This is a genomic window from Zobellia sp. B3R18 (assembly GCF_018860715.1).
Lineage (GTDB): Bacteria > Bacteroidota > Bacteroidia > Flavobacteriales > Flavobacteriaceae > Zobellia > Zobellia russellii.
The window spans coordinates 118,189-141,024 of the sequence record NZ_JAHKQG010000013.1 but is presented as its reverse complement, the minus strand read 5'-3'; the positions used below and the strand labels follow the sequence as shown (position 1 = coordinate 141,024).

General features: G+C 41.3%; 12 protein-coding genes. 11 read left to right on the top strand and 1 reads right to left on the bottom strand.

Features of this window, described 5'->3' with window-relative positions; all coding sequences use genetic code 11:
• Positions 1-5: 5 nt before the first annotated feature.
• Positions 6-1,022, bottom strand: coding sequence for a GntR family transcriptional regulator (locus KO513_RS15325; protein ID WP_215914147.1), 1,017 nt, complete (start codon positions 1,020-1,022; stop codon positions 6-8).
• Positions 1,023-1,393: 371 nt separating this feature from the next.
• On the opposite strand from KO513_RS15325, the gene KO513_RS15320 reads away from it, so the two are divergent.
• The 11 genes from KO513_RS15320 to KO513_RS15270 all read left to right on the top strand — a co-directional run bounded on the left by KO513_RS15320 (position 1,394) and on the right by KO513_RS15270 (position 22,677).
• Positions 1,394-4,501, top strand: coding sequence for a SusC/RagA family TonB-linked outer membrane protein (locus KO513_RS15320; RefSeq protein ID WP_215914146.1), 3,108 nt, complete (start codon positions 1,394-1,396; stop codon positions 4,499-4,501).
• Between the two features lie 18 nt (positions 4,502-4,519).
• Entirely contained in the window at positions 4,520-6,325 is a 1,806-nt protein-coding gene (locus KO513_RS15315; RefSeq protein ID WP_215914145.1) for a RagB/SusD family nutrient uptake outer membrane protein, read from the top strand.
• Positions 6,326-6,523: 198 nt separating this feature from the next.
• A complete protein-coding gene (locus KO513_RS15310; RefSeq protein ID WP_252735870.1) occupies positions 6,524-8,095 on the top strand; it encodes a sodium:solute symporter family protein in 1,572 nt (523 codons plus the stop codon).
• Between the two features lie 40 nt (positions 8,096-8,135).
• A complete protein-coding gene (locus tag KO513_RS15305; RefSeq protein ID WP_215914143.1) occupies positions 8,136-10,427 on the top strand; it encodes an FAD-dependent oxidoreductase in 2,292 nt (763 codons plus the stop codon).
• Between the two features lie 9 nt (positions 10,428-10,436).
• Positions 10,437-11,318 carry a hypothetical protein gene (locus tag KO513_RS15300; protein ID WP_215914142.1) on the top strand — a complete coding sequence of 294 codons (882 nt, stop codon included), beginning with the start codon at positions 10,437-10,439 and terminating at the stop codon, positions 11,316-11,318.
• A 17-nt stretch (positions 11,319-11,335) separates the two neighbouring features.
• On the top strand, positions 11,336-13,288 hold the full coding sequence (locus KO513_RS15295; protein WP_215914141.1) for a glycoside hydrolase family 97 protein: 1,953 nt from the start codon (positions 11,336-11,338) through the stop codon (positions 13,286-13,288).
• 9 nt (positions 13,289-13,297) lie between these two features.
• Entirely contained in the window at positions 13,298-15,589 is a 2,292-nt protein-coding gene (locus KO513_RS15290; protein WP_215914140.1) for a glycoside hydrolase family 2 protein, read from the top strand.
• 29 nt (positions 15,590-15,618) lie between these two features.
• Complete coding sequence (locus KO513_RS15285) at positions 15,619-17,058, top strand: sulfatase family protein (RefSeq protein WP_215439698.1); 1,440 nt, start codon at positions 15,619-15,621, stop codon at positions 17,056-17,058.
• Positions 16,968-20,114, top strand: a complete 3,147-nt coding sequence (locus tag KO513_RS15280) for a glycoside hydrolase family 2 TIM barrel-domain containing protein (protein WP_215914139.1) — start codon at positions 16,968-16,970, stop codon at positions 20,112-20,114. Before KO513_RS15285 ends, KO513_RS15280 begins: the two co-directional genes overlap by 91 nt.
• Positions 20,115-20,178: 64 nt before the next feature.
• Positions 20,179-21,330 (top strand): glycoside hydrolase family protein, encoded by a 1,152-nt coding sequence (locus KO513_RS15275; RefSeq protein WP_215914138.1) that lies wholly within the window; start codon positions 20,179-20,181, stop codon positions 21,328-21,330.
• Positions 21,331-21,375: 45 nt separating this feature from the next.
• Entirely contained in the window at positions 21,376-22,677 is a 1,302-nt protein-coding gene (locus tag KO513_RS15270; protein ID WP_215914137.1) for a glycoside hydrolase family 117 protein, read from the top strand.
• Positions 22,678-22,836: the final 159 nt, after the last annotated feature.

Genomic DNA, 22,836 nt, shown 5'->3' with positions numbered 1-22,836 from the left:
CTGGATTAAAGTGAACTCCTTAAAATAAGTTGGGTTTCATTACTCTTATGTTCGCGTCTGCCTTCCAAAATCATTTTAGCGGCTTCCTCGCCCATTTTCTTAAAATCGGTACTAATAACGGATATACCACCATCCAATATCTCTTTGGTACTGGTATCGTTATAACTGATAAGTCCTATTTCCTTACCTAGTTTCCAATTGGATTTTCGCGCTAATTTTATAATCTCTACCATATCCCTATCATAGGCATCAATGGTTACGTAAAGTGTACCTTCTTCAAAATAATCGGATGAAAAATTATAGTATACCTCGCTTTTAAAATCGTTTTTGCTGCAAAACCGCTCAAAACCTTTTTGTACAAAATCCCCATGAGGGGCATTTTTACGATTAAAAAGTACCAACCTCTCGTACTTGTTCACCAAATGGATATGCTCCGTTAACAGATTAAAAATATCATTTTCAAAATCCTGAAAAACCATTCCGTACCCGTCGTTTACATTGGGTTCGTATTTATCTAGAATAATCAATTTTTCCGGTGGAACTTTGTTCAGTACCTTTTGTACAGATTTTGCATCCTCAATGTAAGTAGTAACCACAAAGTGGGTATAGTTCTTAAGGTTATCCAAAATTAGCGAAGCAAAAAGTTCAATATTCTGGTGATGGAAATACAAGCGAACCTTTACATTCTCCCCTAAATTTGAGATGAGTGAATTGTATAGATCCTCTTTAAACGGTGTGAACTTATCCAGTAAAAAGAATACTTTAAATTCTGTCTCTACAGAAAGATCGTTTACAAAATAGCCTATTTTATCTACAGCGCGTACAATGCCTTTCTCACTAAGGTAGTTTAACGCCTTAAAAACCGTTTCACGGCTAAAGTTAAAATGGGCAGAAAGCTTGTTTACTGAGGGTAGCCTTTCATCAAGAACCAGTTGTTTTTGTTCAATTTGCGAAATAATACTATCTGCTAGCAGAAGATATTTAGGCTTTTTTGAATTCTTTTCTATACTAAGCTTTACCATCCGTTCTTTCTTGTCAATTTGGGAAAACGCAAAAATACTAAAACCAAAATTATCTATTCTGCAGCTCCATTTTTAATAATCCGCCCCACTTTTCAAAATTAAAATCGATTTTACAGATTCTAAATTAGACAAAATCAGCCTAACAGTCTTTTACCATCCTCTTTTTTAGAAGGAAAAATCTTATGAAACATCAAGATATTTAAGAGAATGTCATTTGTTACCCCTTCAAATTCAACATTTAGCAAAAAAGATTTGGCAAATATATAATAATGTTATTTATTTGTTAAACAGACTAGACCAGACTAGACTTAAAACTAGTAGGGTTTAAACTAAATAACTCACTATTCACCTCTCAACAAAAACCGAAGCTTATGAAAAAAGCAGTCTTATTCTTTCTCCTATCGATTTTCGCACTTTGCGAAATATCGGCACAAATTACGGTATCAGGTACCGTAAGTGATGAACAGGGTGTCCCCATACCCGCCGCCAATATTGTTGAAAAAGGAACAACTAATGGTGTTGTGGCAGATTTCGACGGTAATTTTACTATTGAAATTTCAGAAAATGCCTCCCTGATTTTCAGTTCTATTGGTTATGGCACCGTTGAAAAAGCGGTTAACGGTCAAACTACCTTAAATGTAACTATGGCTGAAGAAGCTTCACAACTAGATGAAGTTGTGGTAGTAGGTTACGGAACCCAAAAAGCGGTTAATCTAACCGGTTCCGTAGAAACGGTAAAAGCGGAAGAAATAGCAAAGCAACCTGTTGCCCAAGCCTCTCAGGCCTTGGCAGGTCTTGTTCCCGGTCTTACCGCTACCCAGTCTAGTGGCCAGCCCGGCGCGGATGGTGCCGCAATTAGAATTCGTGGTGTTGGTACCTTAGGAAACGGTGCTAAAAACAATCCTTTGATTTTGGTAGATGGTATCCCGGATGACATCAACGGATTAGATCCCAGTGACATTGAATCCATTTCCGTTCTAAAAGATGCCTCGGCAGCGGCCATATACGGTTCACGTGCTGCAAATGGGGTAATTCTTATTACTACCAAAAGAGGTAAAGAAGGTAAAATTTCAACTACCTATAATACATATGTGGGTATCCAAAGCGTAGCGCAAAACTTAAAGTTCATGGATGCGTTAGGTTATATGGAAGCCTTTAATAGTGCGGAGCCAGGAGCATTTTCAGAAGAAACCTTAAACCAATACCGTTCAGGTAACGGTGTAGGTACGGAAGCCTTACCGGATACGGATTGGGTTGATCTTCTTTTTAACTCTGCCGCTCTACAACAATACCACAGTCTTTCTGTTCGTGGTGGTTCGGAAAAATTAAAAGTATCAAGTTCCATATCCTATACCGATCAAGAGGGAAATGTGCCCAACTTTAATTTTAAAAGATACAATGGTAGGTTCAATTTAGATTACGCTATAAACAAAAAGTTAGACCTTGCTTTTGACCTTAACTTCAGAAGAGAGATAAAAAGTCAGCCAGCAAGACTAAACAACCTTACCCGTTCGGCTTATCGTTTGCAACCTCTATTTATCGCGTTTAACGATGACGGAACCTATGGTTCTGGTTTTGGAGGAAGTAACCCAATTGCACTAGCAAATTCTAGCGCTCAGGACGAAACTATATCCAATTACTTTAGGGCATTAGCAAAGGTAACGTACCGTCCTTTCAATAATTTCTCAGTTTCGGCTACCTATGCCCCTCAATTTTTTGACAGGGACAGAGATGATTTTAGAGCGGGATATACCTATTACGAAGGTTCTGGCGGACCTGCCATTACAACAGTTGGCGGTGGCGTTGGCGAAAGCTCTTTGTTCAAAGAGACTTTTACCACTTTTCAAGATAACTTCAATGCCGTGGCCAATTGGGGCAAGGAATTTGGAGATCATAACATATCCGTCTTAGGTGGTTACGAATTTTTGAAGTTCAATTCAGAAGTATGGACGGCAAGTAGAAGAGGATTTGTTTTGGATGAATTCCGCGGATTGGATAACGGTCTACCGGATACACAATTAAACAGTGGTAGTTCTACACTTAATGGTCTAGAATCTGTTTTTGGTAGAGTTAACTACTCTTTTAAAGACAAATATCTTCTTGAGGCCAATGTGAGAAGGGATGCTTCCTCGCGTTTTGCAGAAGGTTTCCGTTCAGCAACATTTCCTTCGTTTTCCGTGGGATGGGTAGTTTCCGAAGAGAAATTTTTACAGGACAGTGAAACTCTTAATTTTCTAAAATTCAGGGCTTCATGGGGGCAATTAGGCAACCAGTTCATCTATTCCAATAATCAAACGGACAATAATGGTGATGTAATTCAAGGTTCCGACGGTTCTGCCGTGGCACAAGAAGTCAATTTCCCATATACCTCATTATTCGGGTTGGGTAATGCCAATGCTGTTTTAGGTGGTACACCTGTTGTAGGTGGCGCCCAGACCGTATTGGCCAACTCACAATTGCGTTGGGAAACAGGAGAAACCCAAAACATAGGTTTTGACGCCAAACTTTTTAACAGTAAACTTTCAGTAACCGGTGAGTATTATGTACGTAAAACCAAGGATATTTTGTTAGGGGTTACCATTCCAACTTCCGTTGGTCTTGACGCTCCGGTTCAAAATGCCGGTGAGGTATGGAATACAGGTTATGACATTTCAATTGGATGGAACGATATGATAGGTGAAGATTTTAGATATGGCATCAACCTTAACTATTCCGGTTTTGATAATGAAATCAAAGATTTGGGAGGATTGGACCAATTGCCTCCTGGAAATACAATAAATAGAGTTGGCGAGGAAATAGGTGCTATATACGGACTTAAAGTAGACGGACTTTATCAAGAAAGTGATTTTGATACAGATGGAAACTTAAGCGGCAACCTACCTGTTCCAGGTTTTGGAGCCATTCAGGCAGGAGATATCAAATATGCCGATATTTCAGGACCGGACGGTGTTCCAGATGGAGCGATTACGAATGATGATCGTACCATTATAGGTAGTAACATTACCACTAAAAACTGGGGCCTTGAACTTTTCTCTGCGTACAAAGGTCTAGACCTTTCCGTTTCCCTATTAGGGGCAGGAGGGCGTGATGTAGTATTGCAAGGTGATGCCGGTTGGGCTTTCTACAATGCCGGTAAAATCCAAGAATGGCAAGGCGATTACTGGACCCCGAACAATACAGGTGCAGAATACCCAAGGTTAACACCTGGAAGTTCACACCCTAACTGGCGTGTAAACGAAACCTGGATGCACGATGCTTCTTATGTACGATTAAGAAACGTAACTCTGGGCTACAAACTTCCTAGAGATTTCGTTGATAAGTTCAGCATTACAAATGCTAGAATATATGTCTCCGGGCAAAACTTGGCCACTTGGGACAACATGCCAGAAGGAATAGATCCTTTAACACCCCAATTTTCTTCAGGAGATTTTTATCCCGTAACCAAGGTTTTTACCATGGGGCTAAACGTAACATTCTAACAGCATAACTACAATACAATGAAAAATATAAAATATATCATCTTAAGCGTGGGCCTTCTGATTTTAGGGTCCTGTGAAGACAATGTTCTTAATCTGGAAGACCCCGGAAGCCCTACCGATGCAACCTTCTTTAGAACGGAAGCGCAACTAGAGGTTGCCCTTACCGGAGTTTACGAGCAATTAAATTATGTAAATGCGGTTCCTTTTCCGCAATTATTGGATCATACCACAGATTACGCTTTCAATAGAGGTAATGTGGGCGGAACCATTGCGTCAACTACAGGAGGGCTCACTTCTACTGAAGGCCTTGTAAATGGTTTTTGGAATAATTTCTATACGGGAGTGCAACGCGCCAACAACCTATTGACCAATATGGACAAAGCAGTAGATGCATCGGATCCTAACCGTTTTGAGCAAATTAAGGCGGAAGCCCTTTTTCTACGTTCGCTTTTCTATAGTTACCTAACGGAACTTTACGGAGACGTTCCTTTTAGAACTGAAGTAACTTCTTTGGAAGAACTAGAAATAGTAGCCAGAACTCCAAAAGCTGAAATTGTAGCAAGTATTATATCTGATTTGCAGGAAGCTGCTGCCATACTCCCTCCTACGCAACCGGCTACGGAGAGAGGTCGTGCATCGGCAAACGCGGCAAACGCACTTATTTCACGTATCGCACTTTATAATGAGGATTATGAATTAGCGGAAAGTGCCGCTCTTAAAGTCATGAATTCGCCTGAAACGCCTTCATTGTACCCAGATTACGAGGCTTTATTTACAGATGCCGGTGTAGGTTCGTCCGAAGTTTTATTCGACCTTTCTTATATAAACGGAACAAAAACCCACGGCCTATCACAAAGACAAGGCAGTAGATTTGGCGGATGGTGCCAACTAGTACCTGCTCAACAAACGGTAGACAGTTATGAGACCATAAACGGACTACCTATTGATGAGGACCCGGAATACGACCCTGCCAATCCGTTTGAAAATCGAGATCCAAGATTGGAAGCAACTATCGCCCTACCCAACAGAGTTTGGACAGGCCATATTATTCAACAACATAGTGATAGTATTGCCACATGGCGAATAGAGGACGGTGTTAAAGTAGAGCGTGTATTCAACCCAAATTCTGCCAACCCAGCAGGGCGAGCCATAGTAGACCCCTATGACGGTACGGAATACGTTACCGGAGGTGCTAACCGTTTTACCGCTTTCAGTGGTTATTTCTGGAAAAAATTCTCGGATGCCCCAAGACTATTGGGTTCTTTGTCCGGTGGACCAAGTCCGTTACAATCCGAGCAGACCATTTATTTATTGAGATATGCCGAAGTTCTTCTTAATTATGCCGAAGCAAAAATTGAAGGTGGCTCCATAGACGGTAGTGTTCTGAACGCTATTAATGCAGTACGCGAAAGAGCGTATACCAATAGTGAGGTGCCTTTTCCGGCTGTATCCACTACCGATCAGGCAGAGCTTAGAAAAATTGTTAGAAGGGAACGTAAAGTTGAGTTTGCCGATGAGGGCTTAAGATTGTTTGATATTAAACGATGGAGAATTGCCGAAAAAGTATTGAACACAACACTTTTGGGCGGTCCCGCAAACGGATTTAGCAAAATAGGAGATTTAGGTTTCGTACCAAATATTGATGATGACGGTCATATAGATTACACCGGTGCGCCCACCCAACCTAGGGTTGAACTAGGAAACTTGGACTATAGGGAACTGGAAAAGAGGGTATTTGATGCTGGAAAACATTACTTATGGCCTATACCACAAGCCGAAATTGATGCTACCGAAAATATTGTAACACAAAACCCCGGTTATTAGAAGAGAATTTTGAGTTTGTTTTTGTTAGTTTTTTAAAAATAGGGGGTACAAGTTTATCCCCTATTTATTCAATACAAAAACAAGAATAATAGTATATTCATAAAAACAAGAATGGGCAAAATAGATATCACGGTAATATTACTTTTTACACTGCTTGTATTTGTATGCGGATTAAGTTTTTCTAAATCCGGCAAAAACATGAAATCTTTTTTTGCGGCAGGGGGAGCACTACCCTGGTGGATGAGCGGCCTTTCGCTCTTTATGAGTTTCTTTTCGGCAGGTACTTTTGTCGTATGGGGCTCCATAGCCTATTCCAGTGGTTGGGTAGCCATTACCATACAGACCACTATGTGCATTGCCGGCGTGCTTATCGGCTTTTTCATTGCCCCTAAATGGCAAAAAACAAAAGCACTTACCGCGGCCGAATTCATTACGGACCGTTTAGGTTACAATACACAAAAAATTTACACCTATCTGTTCTTATTGATATCCATCTTTACCACCGGTGCCTTCCTGTATCCGGTAGCTAAGATTGTGGAGGTATCTACAGGTTTCCCTATCCACACCAGCATTATTGCGCTCGGTATCCTAATCTTGATTTACACAGCTGTTGGCGGTCTGTGGGCGGTAATCGTTACGGACGTTCTACAGTTTGTGGTGCTTACTGCAGCTGTTTTAATCGTAGTTCCGCTTTCGCTGGATAAAATTGGAGGCATAGACAACTTTGTTTCAAAAGCACCCGAGAATTTTTTTAATCTGGTTAACGAGGAATACACTTGGGGTTTTATGATTGCCTTTGGCTTATATAACCTTTTCTTTATTGCTGGTAACTGGGCCTATGTTCAACGCTATACAAGTGTTGCCACTCCTAAGGATGCTAAAAAAGTAGGATGGCTTTTTGGTGGTCTCTACTTGGTCAGTCCCTTAATTTGGATGTTACCTCCAATGGCCTATAGAATCCTTAATCCGGAACTAGGTGGCTTGGCTGATGAAGGAGCTTATTTATTAATGTGCAAGGAAGTACTGCCAGTTGGAATGCTAGGTTTAATGTTAGGCGGAATGATTTTTGCCACCTCAAGCTCTGTAAACACAACCTTAAATATCTCGGCTGGTGTTCTGGCCAATGATGTTTACAAACATTTTAGACCCAACGCGGACGGAGATAAATTGGTAAAAGTAGGTAGGACCGCTACCATATTGTTAGGTATACTTACGATTCTAATTGCTCTTCTCGTTCCATATATGGGAGGCATTGTTGAAGTAGTTATGAGCTTGGCAGCCATTACGGGAGGAGCCATGTTCTTACCTCCTATGTGGGCCTTGTTTAGTAAGTACCAGACTGGAAAGAGCGCTTTAATTGTTACGGTCATTACCTTGGCCATCAACGCCTTTTTTAAATTTTTAGCCCCTACCCTTCTTAACTTTTCGTTTGACAGGGCCCAAGAAATGGGGTTTGGCATGGGTATTCCCGTAGTACTCTTAGCAGCATTTGAAATATATGCGCGTACCCAGAAAAAAGAGACCGAACAATATGATAACTATCAACTTATAGTAGCTGAAAAAATTTCCGAGACGGAAGAAGAAGCATCTGCCGGAAACAAAAAAGGAACGCGCGTCATCGGCATAGGTGTGGCGCTAACAGGTCTAATGATTTTAATTTTATCGTTCATTGCTAAAACTGGTGCACTCTTGGTAGGGGGCATGGGAACCTTAGTCTTGTTACTAGGTAGTTATATCATCTTTAAAACTACTACAGCACGTTCCAAATAAAAAATACCCAATCTAAACACTAAAGTACAAATTACATTATATGATTTCAGAAGCCTATAGTTCCCAAAAAAGAATCACTAAAACCGTACCTCTACAAGGAGATCTTGTTGTAGTTGGAGGCGGTCTTTCAGGTGTCTGTGCCGCAATTACGGCTGCCCGTTCGGGTCTAAAAGTAATACTTCTTCAAGATCGTCCTGTACTTGGGGGCAACGCCTCTTCTGAAGTTCGTCTTTGGAGTTTGGGGGCCACCTCTCATATGGGAAACAATAACCGATGGAGCCGAGAAGGCGGTTTGATCAATGAAATTCTTTTGGATAACCTTAAACGGAACAAGGAAGGGAATCCACTAATTTTTGACACCGTACTGCTCGAAAAAGTATATGAAGAAAAAAACATTACTTTATTGCTAAATACAGCCGTATATGATGTTGAAAAAGGTGAAGATGAAAAGATAAAAGCGGTTACCGCTTTTTGTAGTCAAAACTCCACCACCTACACAGCAAAAGCCCCTCTATTTTGTGATGCTTCCGGTGATGGCATTGTTGCTTTTATGGCAGGAGCTTCATTCCGTATGGGTGCCGAAACCCGAGAAGAATTTGATGAAGGTTTTGCTCCTAACATTGAGGATTATGGTAATCTTTTAGGGCATTCGCTTTACTTCTATACCAAAGACGTAGGTAAACCTATATCCTACACCGCGCCCTCTTTTGCTATAAAAAATGCAGATGAACTTCCGCGAATCAAGAACTTTCAATTGGGTGACCATGGTTGTAAATTATGGTGGGTAGAGCACGGTGGACGTTTGGACACCATTCACCAATCCGAGGACATAAAATTTGAACTTTGGAAAGTGGTCTATGGTATTTGGGACTACGTAAAGAACAGCGGTAAATATCCCGAAGCCGCAAACCTTACCTTAGAATGGGTAGGAACTATTCCCGGTAAGCGGGAAAGTCGCCGTTTTGAAGGCGATTTTATGCTTACCCAAAAAGACATTGTGGAACAACGTGATTATTATGATGCGGTTTCCTTTGGAGGTTGGGCCATGGATTTACATCCCGCCGATGGTATTTACAGTAAACACAACTCATGTACGCAGTGGCATGGTAAAGGCGTATATTCCATTCCTTACCGTTGTTATTACTCTAAAAACATAGACAACCTTTTTCTTGCTGGCAGGATTATAAGCGCCAGTCATGTTGCCTTTGGTTCATCAAGGGTAATGCTTACCTGTGCACACGGGGCGCAAGCAGTAGGTGAAGCTGCCGTGCTCTGTACAAATGAAGGATTATTGCCAAGGGATATCGCTTCCAAGGACAAAATTGAAACACTACAACTGGCCCTGAACAGAAATGGGCAAAGTATTCCCCGGTTATCCTTAAAAGATACCGAAGACTTAGCAGTTAAAGCCAACATAGAGGCTAGTTCTACTTTAGCATTTTCAGGCTTTGCCGCTTCAGATGATTGGCAGGTATTAAAATTCGGGTTGGCCCAAATGGTTCCTCTTAAGGCTAATGAAACCTATAGCTTTGAATTTGAAGTGGATGCTTTAGAAGCCACCACCTTGGAAATTCAACTTAAGAGCAGTTCAGCCTGTACCCATTTTACACCAGATGTAATCATTGATAAAAAAGAGGTCAATTTAACTAAAGGGAAGCAGAAAATTACTTTTTCAACTTCAAGGACACAAACGCAGGACCACTACTCTTTCTTCTGTCTTATGAAAAACGAAAAGGTGAAAGTACGTCTTTCAGATGAGCGCATTACAGGCTTAATGACCGTTGAAAATAAAATAAACAAAGCGGTGTCCAATTTTGGAAGACAAGACCCTCCAGCGGATATTAATATCGATAGTTTTGAGTTCTGGACTCCTGAGCGACGTCCTAAAGGAAAAAATATTGCCCTCAAGATGACAAAGAATTTGCCCATTTTTGAGGTAGATAATATTAAAAACGGAGAAGTTAGACCCAATTCAAACGGAAACACCAATGCATGGGTTGCCAAAATTGAGGACGAAAAACCCACATTACACTTAAAATGGAACGATAATGTTGCTATTAAAACCGTAAAACTCTTTTTTGACTGCGATTATGACCACGCTTTGGAAACTACGCTTATGGGGCATCCGGAAGACGTTATTCCTTTTGTAGTGGCCGATTATACCGTTAAAGATGCTTCCGGAAATCTCCTAAAGGAAGTCACTGGAAACCATCAGGCCATAAATACCATTGAATTGGATGAAGCTATTTCCACCAATTCATTGGTCTTTGAGTTCAACAAAAAAGAAGCTCACATACCGGTTTCTGTTTTCAAAATATCGGTTTACAACTAATTCCATAAAATGAAAAAGGTAACTGGAATCTGTATTTTTCTTATTCTAGGCACTACTCAAGTAGCGTCCCAGAAAGATGCCGTTGCCCAATTGCCGGATATCAGTTCTTTTCACCAAGACCTGTTTGTTCCCAAAATAACGGAAGACAAACCCAAAGCCGGTAAACGGGTAAGGCAAACCTTGGCCTCGTATCAAAACACAGATGTTTACCATTTAGTTTACTTGCCTACCGACTATAAGGAAGGTGAAAAATACCCTGTCATTATAGAATTTCCGGGCAACGGACCTTACACAAGTGCTTACGGAGATGTTTCAACAGGCCAGGTAGACGGTTGCAATTTGGGGTACGGACTAAGCGAAGGCAAAGATTTTATTTGGGTGAGTATGCCCTTTATTAGCACCAATGGCCAAGAAAACCAAAAATGGTGGTGGGGCAATATTGAAGCCACAAAAAGATACTGTATAGATGTTGTAAACGAAGTTTGCAACAAATTTGGAGGTGATGCCTCTAACCTTATTCTATCTGGATTTTCAAGGGGAGCCATCGCCGTAAATTATATAGGGCTTCATGACAATGAAATTTCAAATTTGTGGAAAGCCTTCATCGTTAATTCACATTACGATGGTCTAAAAACATGGGACTACCCCAATTCCGATAAGGCATCGGCCATTGAAAGATTGAAACGACTTAACGGAAGACCCCAATTTATTTGCGCCGAAGGTCAAGGAACAAGAGAAACAAAAAACTACATTGCCCAATCGGGAATAAAAGGAAACTTTACTTTTCTGGATATCCCCATTAGAAACCATACCAATTCATGGCCTTTGTACGAGCTAAAGGAACGGGAAACTGTTAGAACATGGTTATCACAAATAATTGAAAAAAACTAAAAAAACAGCAATACAAAATGAAATACCTATTCTACAAATCCTCTTTATTTTTTGCTTTCTTACTTGTGGTTTTTTCTTGTAAGACCACTACAGAAGATGATAAAAAAAATAAAACCTTAAGCCACGGCACTACGGATGTTTCTTTGTTTACCGCTACAAATGGTCAACTAGCGTTCCTAGTCACCAAAAAAAAGAAGGTAGTTTTAGACACCTCTCTTTTGGGTATTAAAGTAAACGATAAGCTCCTTGGAAAAAATGTGGAGATAACTCTTCTAGAGCAAAAAGAAATACAAACCCAATTTCCACTAAACGGAATAAAAAGTGAGGCCTCGTACAAAGGAGATGTATATAGCTACAAAGTTTCAGAGACAGATGGAACCGACTGGAAATTAGAGTTTCAACTTTCCAATGAAGGGATAGCTTACCGTTATGTGGTTTCCGGACAAGGCACACAACATGTTCAGGGCGAAGAAAGTAGCTTTAAAATACCGAGCCAGACCAAAGTTTGGTACTTTGAGCGCGATAGCGACTGGAAATTAAAATCTCACGCAGGCGAATGGCTTTCCGCTGATATTTCCGAAATGCCAACGGTTTCTAAGATGGGGCCCATTCAAGGCTTAACGCTTACTTGCGAATTTCCGCAAGGAGGTTATGCTTTATTGGCCGAAGCCGCACTTTATAATTATAGCGGTATGCGTTTGGAAGCAACTGGTAACAACACCTTTAAGGCCAATTTTGAAGAAGGTGATGCCGGTTTTGATGTTACAGGTAATGTAACCACACCATGGCGCTGTATTCTATTGGCGGACACTTTAAACGATTTGGCTAACAATACCATGGTAGCCTCATTAAACCCTGCTCCCGACCCTAAGTTATTTGCAGACAGCAACTGGATAAAACCCGGAAAATCTGTTTGGCACTGGTGGTCCGGAAAATATGTAGATTACAAAGAAGAGCATGATATGGTAGATGATGCCGTAGAACTTAACTTTTCATATAATATGGTTGATGATGGCTGGGAAAGATGGCCTGATAAATGGACTAAAGTGACAGAACTCTCCAACTATGCCAAAGAAAAAGGGGTTGGGATTTTTGTATGGAAGCACTCCAAGGAAATCAATTTTCCTGAAGACGACTATGCGGTAATGGGGCATTTTTTGGATAGTGTAAAAAAGACAGGCGCTGTTGGAGTTAAGGTAGATTTTATGAACGGCCAGAGCAAAAACATCATATCTTTTGATGAAGCCTTATTGAGAAAAGCGGCAGAAAGACAATTGATGGTCAATTTTCATGGCTGCCAACAAAGCTCGGGCGAGTATCGCACCTATCCAAACGAAGTTACGCGTGAAGGTATACGAGGTTTAGAAGTAAACCATATGAAAGAAGGCCCTTTGACCGCTTCGCACAATGCGGCATTACCTTTTACAAGATATGTAACAGGACATGGTGATTATACCCCTCTTGGTCTTACCGAACCCGGAGAAACTACATGGGCGCATCAATTGGCCACTTTGGTTACTTTCTACTCCCCTTTTAACTGTATTGCCGAAAACACCCAGTTCCTTTTAAAAACCAAGAGTGTTGCGCCAGCACTGGATTTTATTAAAACGGTACCTTCGGTCTGGGACGAGACCTTTGTGCTGCCCCAAAGTAAAATTGGTGAACTGGCAGCCATAGCCAGACGCACGAACAATGATTGGTATTTGGGTGTACTACGTAGTGGACCAACCCAAGAACTACATATTGACTGTAGTTTTTTAGGTAATGGCGAATATATCGCAGAAATTTTTACTGACGATACCGAGGCCAAACGTATTGATTTAAAAGGACTGAATAAAGAGGCGGACCTACGCCAATGGGACACGGCCGTACCCTTTAAAAAATCATCGGAAACGGTTACAAAGGACAAAACACTCACCGTTCGCCTAGCGGAGCATGGTGGTGCCGCTATAAAATTCATCAAAAAATAAAAAGTACACATGAGAAATTTTGCTTCCATAGCGCTTTTTAGCCTCCTGTTTCTAAGTTCCTGCACGGACAAATCTGCAGAAACATCACTAGAAAATGAAACCCTATCCCTTAACGGGAAATGGCACTTTTTGGCATCTAATGAAGAAAGTGAAGAAAATCTATTAACTGCCGATTATACAAAATGGGATACGCTTTCCGTTCCAGGCAATTGGGACGTTGAGAACAAATATGCCCATTTTAAGGGCAAAGGGTACTATCAACGCAATTTTAGCATTCCTCAAAACTGGCAAAAAAAGCAGATTCGTATAAAGTTCGATGCCGTTTACGAAACCTCAAAAGTTTGGCTGAACGGTAAGTTATTGGGAGCACACGAAGGAGGCTACACCCCTTTTGAATTTAATATTACAGACCAAGTACTGACCGATAAACCGAACTCAATTTTGGTCATGGCCGACAATACGTTCAGAAGAGGCGCTTGGTGGGCTTGGGGCGGCATAAGCCGAAACGTTTCCTTGCTTGCCCATAATGATGTCCGTTTGGTTCGTCAACATATTTCCGCAGTTCCCAATTTTGATAAGGGTATGGCAGCTATAGCTATCTCCTATACAGTTGAAAATAACTCCGGCCAGGAAAAAAATATTACTGTAAACACTAAAATATCCGGTCCGGACAATGAAGCTTGGGCGCCCAAAACCCTTGAACTTACTGCTAGTAAAAATGGGATTACGACTAAGGTTCTGACTTTTCAAAAACCGTTAGAAGAAGTAAAATTATGGCATTTTGACCGTCCTAACCTTTACTCTTTGAACAGTACTATTGCTTCTGATTCCCAAGAATTGGATGCCGTTTCCGACAAATTCGGTATTCGAAAAATGGAAGCTATTGGGGAGCAATTATACCTCAACAACGAAGCAGTGCGCTTAAACGGTTTCAATCGGGTACACGACCATCGTTTTTTCGGTAATACGGAACCTGATGAACTTATTAAAAATGATATTTTGGATATTAAAGCCCTAGGCGGAAACTTTTCAAGAATCATGCACGCACCTGTATCAAAAAACCTTTTACAGTTCTGCGATAGTATCGGCTATATGCTAATTGAAGAAATCCCGGTCTGGGGTCGTGGTGCACCAAATGCCATACCCAATAACCCAAGGACAAAAAAGTGGCTGAACGAAATGATTACGCGCGATTATAACCACGCCAGTGTAGTAGGTTGGAGCATGGGCAATGAAATTGGCAACCCAGATGGCGAATGGGAAGACATGACCATGACTCCTGACCAGTATAACTATGTAAACGATATGCTGGATCACGTGGCCTCCCTTGATTCCACACGCTTAAAAACAGTGGTAAGTTTTACATCTCACCTGCCTTTGGCAAAACCCGGTAACGAACCCTATGAAAAACTGGACTTGCTATGTATGAACTCTTATGGAGAGACCTATGAAAAAGTGGGTAAGGCCCATGCCAGATTTCCGGGGAAACCTATTTTTATTTCAGAGATTGGCGACAAACAGATAGGACTCACATCCGATGCCAAGTTTAGTGATAGGCTTATTGAACAACTTGATAAAATACGAACGTTACCTTACGTAGTTGGCTCATCTCTATGGACCTATAATGATTACCGAAGCGATTATAAAGCCACGCCTCCATCAGAAAATAGAGCCTGGGGGGTTGTGGATGTATGGCGAAACAGGAAAAAAGCCTACAAACAGATTCAAGATATCTATGCACCCCTTCAAGGTTTAGAAGCAACAATAAACAAAGATGAAATAGCAATCTCTTTGCTACCTAGAAACCAACAAGATATTCCCGCTTATATTATGAATGGGTATACGTTGGCGTATGAGCTTTTTAATGATAAAGGCGAGTCAGTCAGCAAAGAACGTATTGAACTCCCAATTATAAAACCCGGAGATGATGCATTGAAATTTAACTTTAAAAATGACCCAAATGCCACTCAGATAGACGTAGGCCTATGGTCACCTATGCAAATTGAAGTTAAAACTGCCTCATCAAAAAAAGGAAGCAATCCGCCTGTAGAAAACTCCAATTTCCCCATGATAGAATTTTTGGGTAGGACCCATGATGGTGTAGGCATAGGCTATACGGTAAGCGAAAAAGATTCGATTTTCACTTTTAAATATGGAAAATCACCGGAAAATCTAACCGAAGAAACAACAACAAATTTAAAGGGAGCCTTTAAAATTGGATGGTCACAGACCGAGCCGTTTTTCGTAAAATTAAAATCAGATGTAACAGATTGGTCACCAACAAAACAACTTAAAGAATAATATTCAACTCAAAACTAGAACCTTTGTATATGAAACTCATTAAAACCCTTTGTTTAGCGGTACTTCTTATACCGTTCAACTCTATAGCCCAGAGTACATCTACTGACCGTCCCAACATTGTTTGGATCATGTTGGAAGATTGGGGTCTTGACTTAGGCTGCTATGGCACCCCGGGAATAGAAACCCCAGTTACGGACAAGCTTGCCTCGGAAGGTATACGTTACACCAATACTTTTTGTACTTCTCCCGTTTGTTCTACTTCACGTTCGGCCATGCTCACGGGCTATCACCAAAACTATATTGGTGCCCAACAGCACAGAACGGCAAAAGAAGACAGAAAACCTTTGCCGTACGATATTGAGCCAATGCCCGTACTTCTGAAAGAAGCAGGATATTTTACCGCTTTAATGCTTTACAATAAAACCGATGCCAATTTTAATGGCGATTTAGGTTTTATGGGAAAGGATTGGAAGGAACGCCAAGAAGGACAGCCTTTCTTCGCACAAATAACTTTGGGTGGTACGCATAGAAAATGGGATCGTGACCCAAAAAACCCTATAGATCCCGCCAATGTGGTACTCCCCCCCTATTATGTGGACACCCCATTTGCCAGACGTGATTGGGCCAATGGTCTGGAACAAATGCAAATCTGCGACCGAGAAATTGGAGATATCCTAAAGCGATTAGAAAAAGAAGGCCTGGCCGAGAACACATTGGTTTTCTTAATTGGAGATAACGGCCGATGCCACATTCGTGGAAAGCAATTCCTATATGACCCGGGACTTCAGGTGCCATTAATTATCAAATGGCCTGGTAAAGTTGCACCTGCACAGGTAAACACAGATATGGTTCAGACCATTGACATTACCGCAACCATTCTAGATGTAGCCGGGGCAAAACCTAAACACGAACTGCAAGGCAAAAGTCTTTTTAAAGAAGAGTCAAAAAATAGAAAGTACATTTTTGCGGCACGCGGAAGAATGGGCGGCACCCATGATGCTATGCGTACCATCCGATCTAAAAAATACAAGTTGATCCATAATTTAATGCCGGAGCGAGCATGGTTACAATACAGCGGGTACAAAGAAGATATGTACCCTATGCTGGCCGAAATGAACATCATGAATATGGAAGGAAAACTTAATGAAGACCAAGCTAAGTTTTTTGCTCCTACCAAGCCTGAGTTTGAGCTTTTTGATATTGAAAAGGACCCATTTGAGCTAAACAACCTTGCAAGCGACCCGCATTATGGCGATATTAAGGATAAACTGTTGGAAGAACTCTATGTGTGGAGAAGGTCTATAAAAGACGAAGGTGTTTCCCAAGAATTTAGAGAGGGCGGCCTCTCCTCCAAATACCCTACTAGAACACTTGAGGAGTGGAAAGAACGCTACGAAGCTTGGAAACCATGGGTATTTCGCAAACCAAAATCAAAAGAGAAACACCCGTTTGTAAAGAGCAATTACTAAACCGCTATACCCCTATGCAATTGAAATATTCGGTGTTTCATATTCTGTTTTTGATCTTTGGAATTTGTTCCGCTCAATCCACTACCGGTGAGGGGCAACTTTTACTGAGCGGAGACTGGAAGTTCCATGCCGTTTATGGCGAAGGCTCAAATTATATTGCTATTTCCGAAACACCGGAAGATATTGTAATAGACAATACCAATACCGAACGGGTAACTGTAAAAGGCAATTGGCAGACCAAAATAGAAGGAGAACGGGGTTCCGGTTTCTTTGGAGCCAATTATTTACAACGCGACTTTAAAGCTGGTGAATCCGAGGAGAACTATGTACGCTATCGTCCCCAACTAGCAGAATCAGGGTTCTACGAAGCCTTTGTTCGCTTTCCGTTCGCATCACATTTAACGGCAGAAGTAAATGTTAATCATGCTAATGGGGTTACGGCTTCTTATTTTAACCAGCGAAACCGCTGTGACCAATGGTTAAGTTTAGGAGTTTTTAGTTTTGATAAGACTTTAGACAGTTATGTTGAAGTTACCGCTATTACGGCCAAAACCGTAGCTGCGGATGCCGTAATGTTCAGACCCGTATCCACAGAGAAAATGGAAACTTCGGTTGCGGAAAAAGCAACTATTTTTCAATCTGATTTTGATGATTCCAACTGGAAAGACCTAAGTGTTCCAGGACATTGGGGCATGCTTAACGAATTCTCTAATTATACCGGAAAGGCTTGGTACCGAAAAACTTTCAACCTTCCCCAAAGCTGGAAAGAAAACTCCAAGGAAAGAGTGCGCCTTAAATTTGATGCCGTTTATCACATCGCCAAGGTTTTTTTGAACGGCGAACTTGTTGGCAATCATCAAGGTGGTTTTACCCCATTTGAATTTGATGTAACCGACAAACTCAATTTTAACGGTCAGAATGTACTGGCCGTAGAAGCAGACAATAGTTCACTGGTTGGTGCTACCTGGAACTGGGGCGGAATTATCCGTGATGTTCACCTTGTAAAAAATAACGATGTGCGCATCAGTTATCAATATATTCATGCAGACCCTGACCTAAAAAAAGGTTCGGCCAATTTGAAGCTTAAAATCCGTGTTAAAAATTCATCGGCACAAAAAAGAACAATAGCACTCACTGCTACTATAGACAAAGTATCAAAACCCGCTGACCTGCAATACACTATTACCTTACCGCCCAACAGTACAAAAGAAGTGCAATTGGCAACAGTTTTACCCGCCAACGATGTTAGGTTATGGCATTTTGATACGCCACACCTGTACCATATGACAACCATTGCCACAGAAAACGGGCAAGTGTTGGATACGCGCACAGACCGATTTGGTATCCGAAAAATAGAACTAACGGACTCTCAACTCATTTTAAACGGAGAACCGGTGCGTCTAGCTGGTTTTAACCGGGTGAGTGACCATAGATATTGGGGGTCTTCTGAACCCCAGTATTTGATAAATAAAGATGTGGACCTCATGAAGAATGCAGGTGCCAACTTTATGCGAATCATGCACGGTACCCAGAATGAAAAGTTGATAGAGCGTTGCGATGAAAAAGGTATCCTGATTTTTGAGGAAGTCAATGTTCGTGAGCTCACCAATCCTGAGTTTACGCCCCCACATTACCCTTTGGCCAAGCAGTGGTTAAAAGAAATGATAGACCGTGATGTAAACCACCCCAGTATTATTGGGTGGAGTGTTGGCAATGAACTTAAAGACCATTTTGATTATGCCAAATTGACTATTGATTATGTCAAAAACGAGCTGGACCCCTATCGTTTGGTTACCTGCGTGAGTAATAGCGGCTGGCGCGATACAGCAACTCCCGAGAATGACCCCAATACACTGGTGGATATAATCATGCACAATCTTTATCCGTTTCAGGGCAAACCAGATGAAGTATTTAAAACCCTTCGGTCCAAATGGCCCAACAAGCCCATTTTCATTTCGGAATATGGAATACAACCTTTGGCCACAACTTCTTTGGATGGCGACATTCCTGAAATATCCGAGTGGAACAACAGCTTACGAGACAAGAATCCTTTTGTAATTGGAGCTTCATTATGGACATTCAACGACTACCGAAGCGGCTACGCAGCAACCTCTCCAGAGGAAAATAGAGTTTGGGGACTTGTAAATACGTGGCGCCAAAAGCGTAAATTATATAACCGAATAGAAAATGAACATAGCCCTATTCAACAAATTGAAGTATCAGATGTAGATGTAAGAAAAGGAAATGCCAAGATTTCGCTTACCCCTAAAACCTCAGGCGACTACCCTAGCTATACTTTAAAAAACCACAGTTTATTATGGTCCATTCATGATTCAAAAGGTGACACACTGGCCAAAAACAGTATAGAGATTCCAGTATTAAAACCGGGAGCAGGTCCTACGGAAAATAACATTAACTGGAAACCGTACTTAAGTGACATATCCAGCTTAAACATAAACCTAATTTCGCCAAACGGTTATAAGCGGTTTCATAAAAGTGTTGCCATTACAGTACCTGAACAGCCTTCAATTTCTCAAATAGAGTCCGGGAACGCAGCAGTTCGCATTCATTTTAATCCTGTTTTTGGTGCGGACACTTATCATGTCATCCATCAAAATACCAATGGTGAACTGGTAAAATCCGAAAAGACCACAACCAATTTCCTAGAAGTGAAGCATTTAGAAAACGGAAAAGAATACATCTTTCAGCTTATCGCCACAAATGAAAAAGGCATAAGTAAACCTTCCGAAACACGAACCGGAAGCCCCAGTGGAAAAGAGCTTCCGCCCATAATTTGGGATGCTTTTTTAGTTGGCAACAAGCTTGTAGTTGGCTACTCTGGTAAGACAGATGACACTAGCTACGTGGTAAGGTATGGAACTAGATCCAGCTACCTGCCTTTCAAAAACGCCACACGAACAAAAGGAATGACAGTAATTGATTTTGAAGGTGATGACCCACACTTTGTGAGCATTATTAAAAAAACCAAAAGTGGAGAAAGTGAATGGGCCAAACCAAGGTATGTTTACACATTAAGAAATATTGACAAAAAATAAACCATAACAAACAACTGGTCAAGTTTCCGTAAAAAGATTGGCCTACCAAAAGTGCTATAACAGTATGAAAAAAACGAATTTAATTGCAGCCTTTGCAATCGTATGTTTACTCGTTTCATGTAAAACCGAGAAAAAAACAGGTGCAGAAAACAGTGCATCACAAGAAGAAGCATCCAACAGCAATGCAGTACCCGACTACAAAATTGAGTTTGGAAAAGTCGCTGAAAAATCTGTTTTCCGCAATGACAGCCTTAGTATTTGGGGCGGCTCTATGGTAAAGGGCCAAGACGGTCTTTACCATATGTTCTATTCCAGATGGCCAAAAAATATTGGTTGGGAATGGGTAAACTATTCCGAAGTTGCCCATGCGGTATCAGAATCGCCCTTTGGACCTTTTGAACACAAAGACGTTACCCTACCGGACCGTGGTGCAGAGTTTTGGGATGGTTCTACGACCCATAACCCAACTGTTCATGAATTTAACGGAAAATTCTACCTGTATTATATGGGCAATACCGGAGACAAAAAAATTGTTAGTGTTCCCGGTAAACCTAAGATTAACTGGATGCACCGTAACAACCAACGTATAGGTGTTGCCGTAGCGGATTCACCCAACGGACCATGGAAAAGATTTGATAAGCCTGTTTTAGATGTTTCTCCCAACGAGGATGCACATGATGCATTAATGACATCCAATCCATCGGTCTGTCAAATGCCCGATGGCAAAATCCTAATGGTTTATAAAGCTGTAGGTAAAAAAGACCCACTTCCAGCAGGTGGACCTGTTGTTCATATGGTGGCCATTGCCGATTCGCCAACCGGACCCTTCAAGAAATATCCAGATCCCGTTTTTACTTTTGAAGGCGAACGCTTTCCTGCTGAAGACCCGTATATCTGGTACCAGGACGGTAAATTCAGAGCCATTGTAAAACGTATAAAACACGTAGGTAAAGTACGTGACTTCTCATTAGTACATTATGACTCCGAAGATGGTATTAAATGGAAAAAGGCCAAAAATTTTGACATATCCAAGCGTATCGTGGAATGGGAAAACGGAAGAACTCAACAATTTGTTCATTTGGAGCGCCCACAGGTATATACGGAAAATGGGGAACCTATAGCCCTGTTATGTGCTGCGGACACTCTTGATGCAAATGGTGTTAGAGAGTCGTTCAATATTCAGATTCCTCTGAAAATCGAGAAAACGGTCCATTAAAATGGTATTTAAAAACAAACAAAATTTAAACTATAAAACACATCTATGCAAGTCCATCCTTTTTTAAAGCGATCCACATTAAGTCTTTTTGCGGTAGCCTCGCTTATTGCTTGTTCAGACCAAAAAACGGAGGCTAATTCGGCTCCAACAGAAGATTCTGCAACTAAGGAACATAAAGTTTTCCCTCATAAAATGCCTGCCGAAAAACCGGACATGCCCTTGAGTGCAGCTGCGGAACGGATGTTCAGTTATCCTGCTCCCCGCGTTCAGGACAATGAGCTTTTCTCTCAATTCAAATACACAAAATTAAAAGGTTTTGATTATAGCAATGGGGATGGAACCGTTTCTAGACGTGACCCTTCACGGCCTATTTTTGTTGATGGAAAATATTATTTATACTATACCAAAAGAGATACCAAAACACCACCTATTGGTTGGAACAGAGCCAGCGAAGCCACCGATGAAATTCCTTCTACGGATTGGGATTTGTGCGACATTTGGTATGCCACCAGTACGGACGGCACCACTTGGAAAGAAGAAGGGATTGCAATTAAAAGACCCGAAAAACCAAAAGCTGGATGGCGTTCCGTTGCTACACCGGATATTCTGGTCTGGAAAGGAAAGTACTACCTCTACTACCAAGCCTTTAACGAACCTAGCGGGCTAAGAGGTGATTGGTGTCCGGTATCAGTATCTTATGCAGATTCACCTGATGGGCCATGGACACATGGGGGTGATTCCGTAGTTCCTTTCGGAAAGAAAGGCGAATGGGACCAAGATGCTACGCACGATCCCCAGCCTATAGTCTATAATGGTAAAATTCACCTGTATTATAAAGCCGCATACAACAAGTGGCCGGACATTCGTGATAAATATGCCGTTGGTCATGGTCTTGCTATTGCCGAGGACCCGTTAGGGCCATTTGAAAAACACCCTTTAAACCCAGTAATGACTTCGGGACACGAAACCACTTATTTTCCGTTTAAGGAAGGCGTAGCTACATTGGCCATAAAAGATGGAAACGAAAGGTACACTATGCAATATGCCAAAGATGGCGTTAATTTTGAAATTGCTTCCGTAGTTTCTTTCGCCCCAACGGCCGCAGCTCCTTTTGCTGCAGATGCCTTTACCGATTCTGGGAACGGAAGAGGTATTACTTGGGGACTTTGCCATTTTACAAATGCCGGAAGTACACCCAAGAAAGGCTATTCCATTATGGCAAGATTTGACTGTGACCTAAGCCTTGATGTAGATGCCCCCTTGTATAAAAAAACAGGGGTATATCATAAACCCGAAGTTTATTTTGCTCAGGCACCTCATAAAAATCTCAATCCCGAAGGACGATAAAACGCTTGATTATAACAGTCTAACATACAGTTGTTAAACCGTGGTAAATACGTAATAATTATCTTAAATTTAGCAAGGGACTATTTTAGAGAACAGGGCTTCATTAGACGCTTTATTCCTTTAGAATAGTCTCTTTTAAAGAACACAAACTACCAAACC

Coding starts and splice junctions, on each gene's coding strand:
- KO513_RS15325 (WP_215914147.1), bottom strand. CDS start 1,022: ATGGTAAAGCTTAGTATAGAAAAGAATTCAAAAAAGCCTAAATATCTT.
- KO513_RS15320 (WP_215914146.1), top strand. CDS start 1,394: ATGAAAAAAGCAGTCTTATTCTTTCTCCTATCGATTTTCGCACTTTGC.
- KO513_RS15315 (WP_215914145.1), top strand. CDS start 4,520: ATGAAAAATATAAAATATATCATCTTAAGCGTGGGCCTTCTGATTTTA.
- KO513_RS15310 (WP_252735870.1), top strand. CDS start 6,524: ATGAAATCTTTTTTTGCGGCAGGGGGAGCACTACCCTGGTGGATGAGC.
- KO513_RS15305 (WP_215914143.1), top strand. CDS start 8,136: ATGATTTCAGAAGCCTATAGTTCCCAAAAAAGAATCACTAAAACCGTA.
- KO513_RS15300 (WP_215914142.1), top strand. CDS start 10,437: ATGAAAAAGGTAACTGGAATCTGTATTTTTCTTATTCTAGGCACTACT.
- KO513_RS15295 (WP_215914141.1), top strand. CDS start 11,336: ATGAAATACCTATTCTACAAATCCTCTTTATTTTTTGCTTTCTTACTT.
- KO513_RS15290 (WP_215914140.1), top strand. CDS start 13,298: ATGAGAAATTTTGCTTCCATAGCGCTTTTTAGCCTCCTGTTTCTAAGT.
- KO513_RS15285 (WP_215439698.1), top strand. CDS start 15,619: ATGAAACTCATTAAAACCCTTTGTTTAGCGGTACTTCTTATACCGTTC.
- KO513_RS15275 (WP_215914138.1), top strand. CDS start 20,179: ATGAAAAAAACGAATTTAATTGCAGCCTTTGCAATCGTATGTTTACTC.
- KO513_RS15270 (WP_215914137.1), top strand. CDS start 21,376: ATGCAAGTCCATCCTTTTTTAAAGCGATCCACATTAAGTCTTTTTGCG.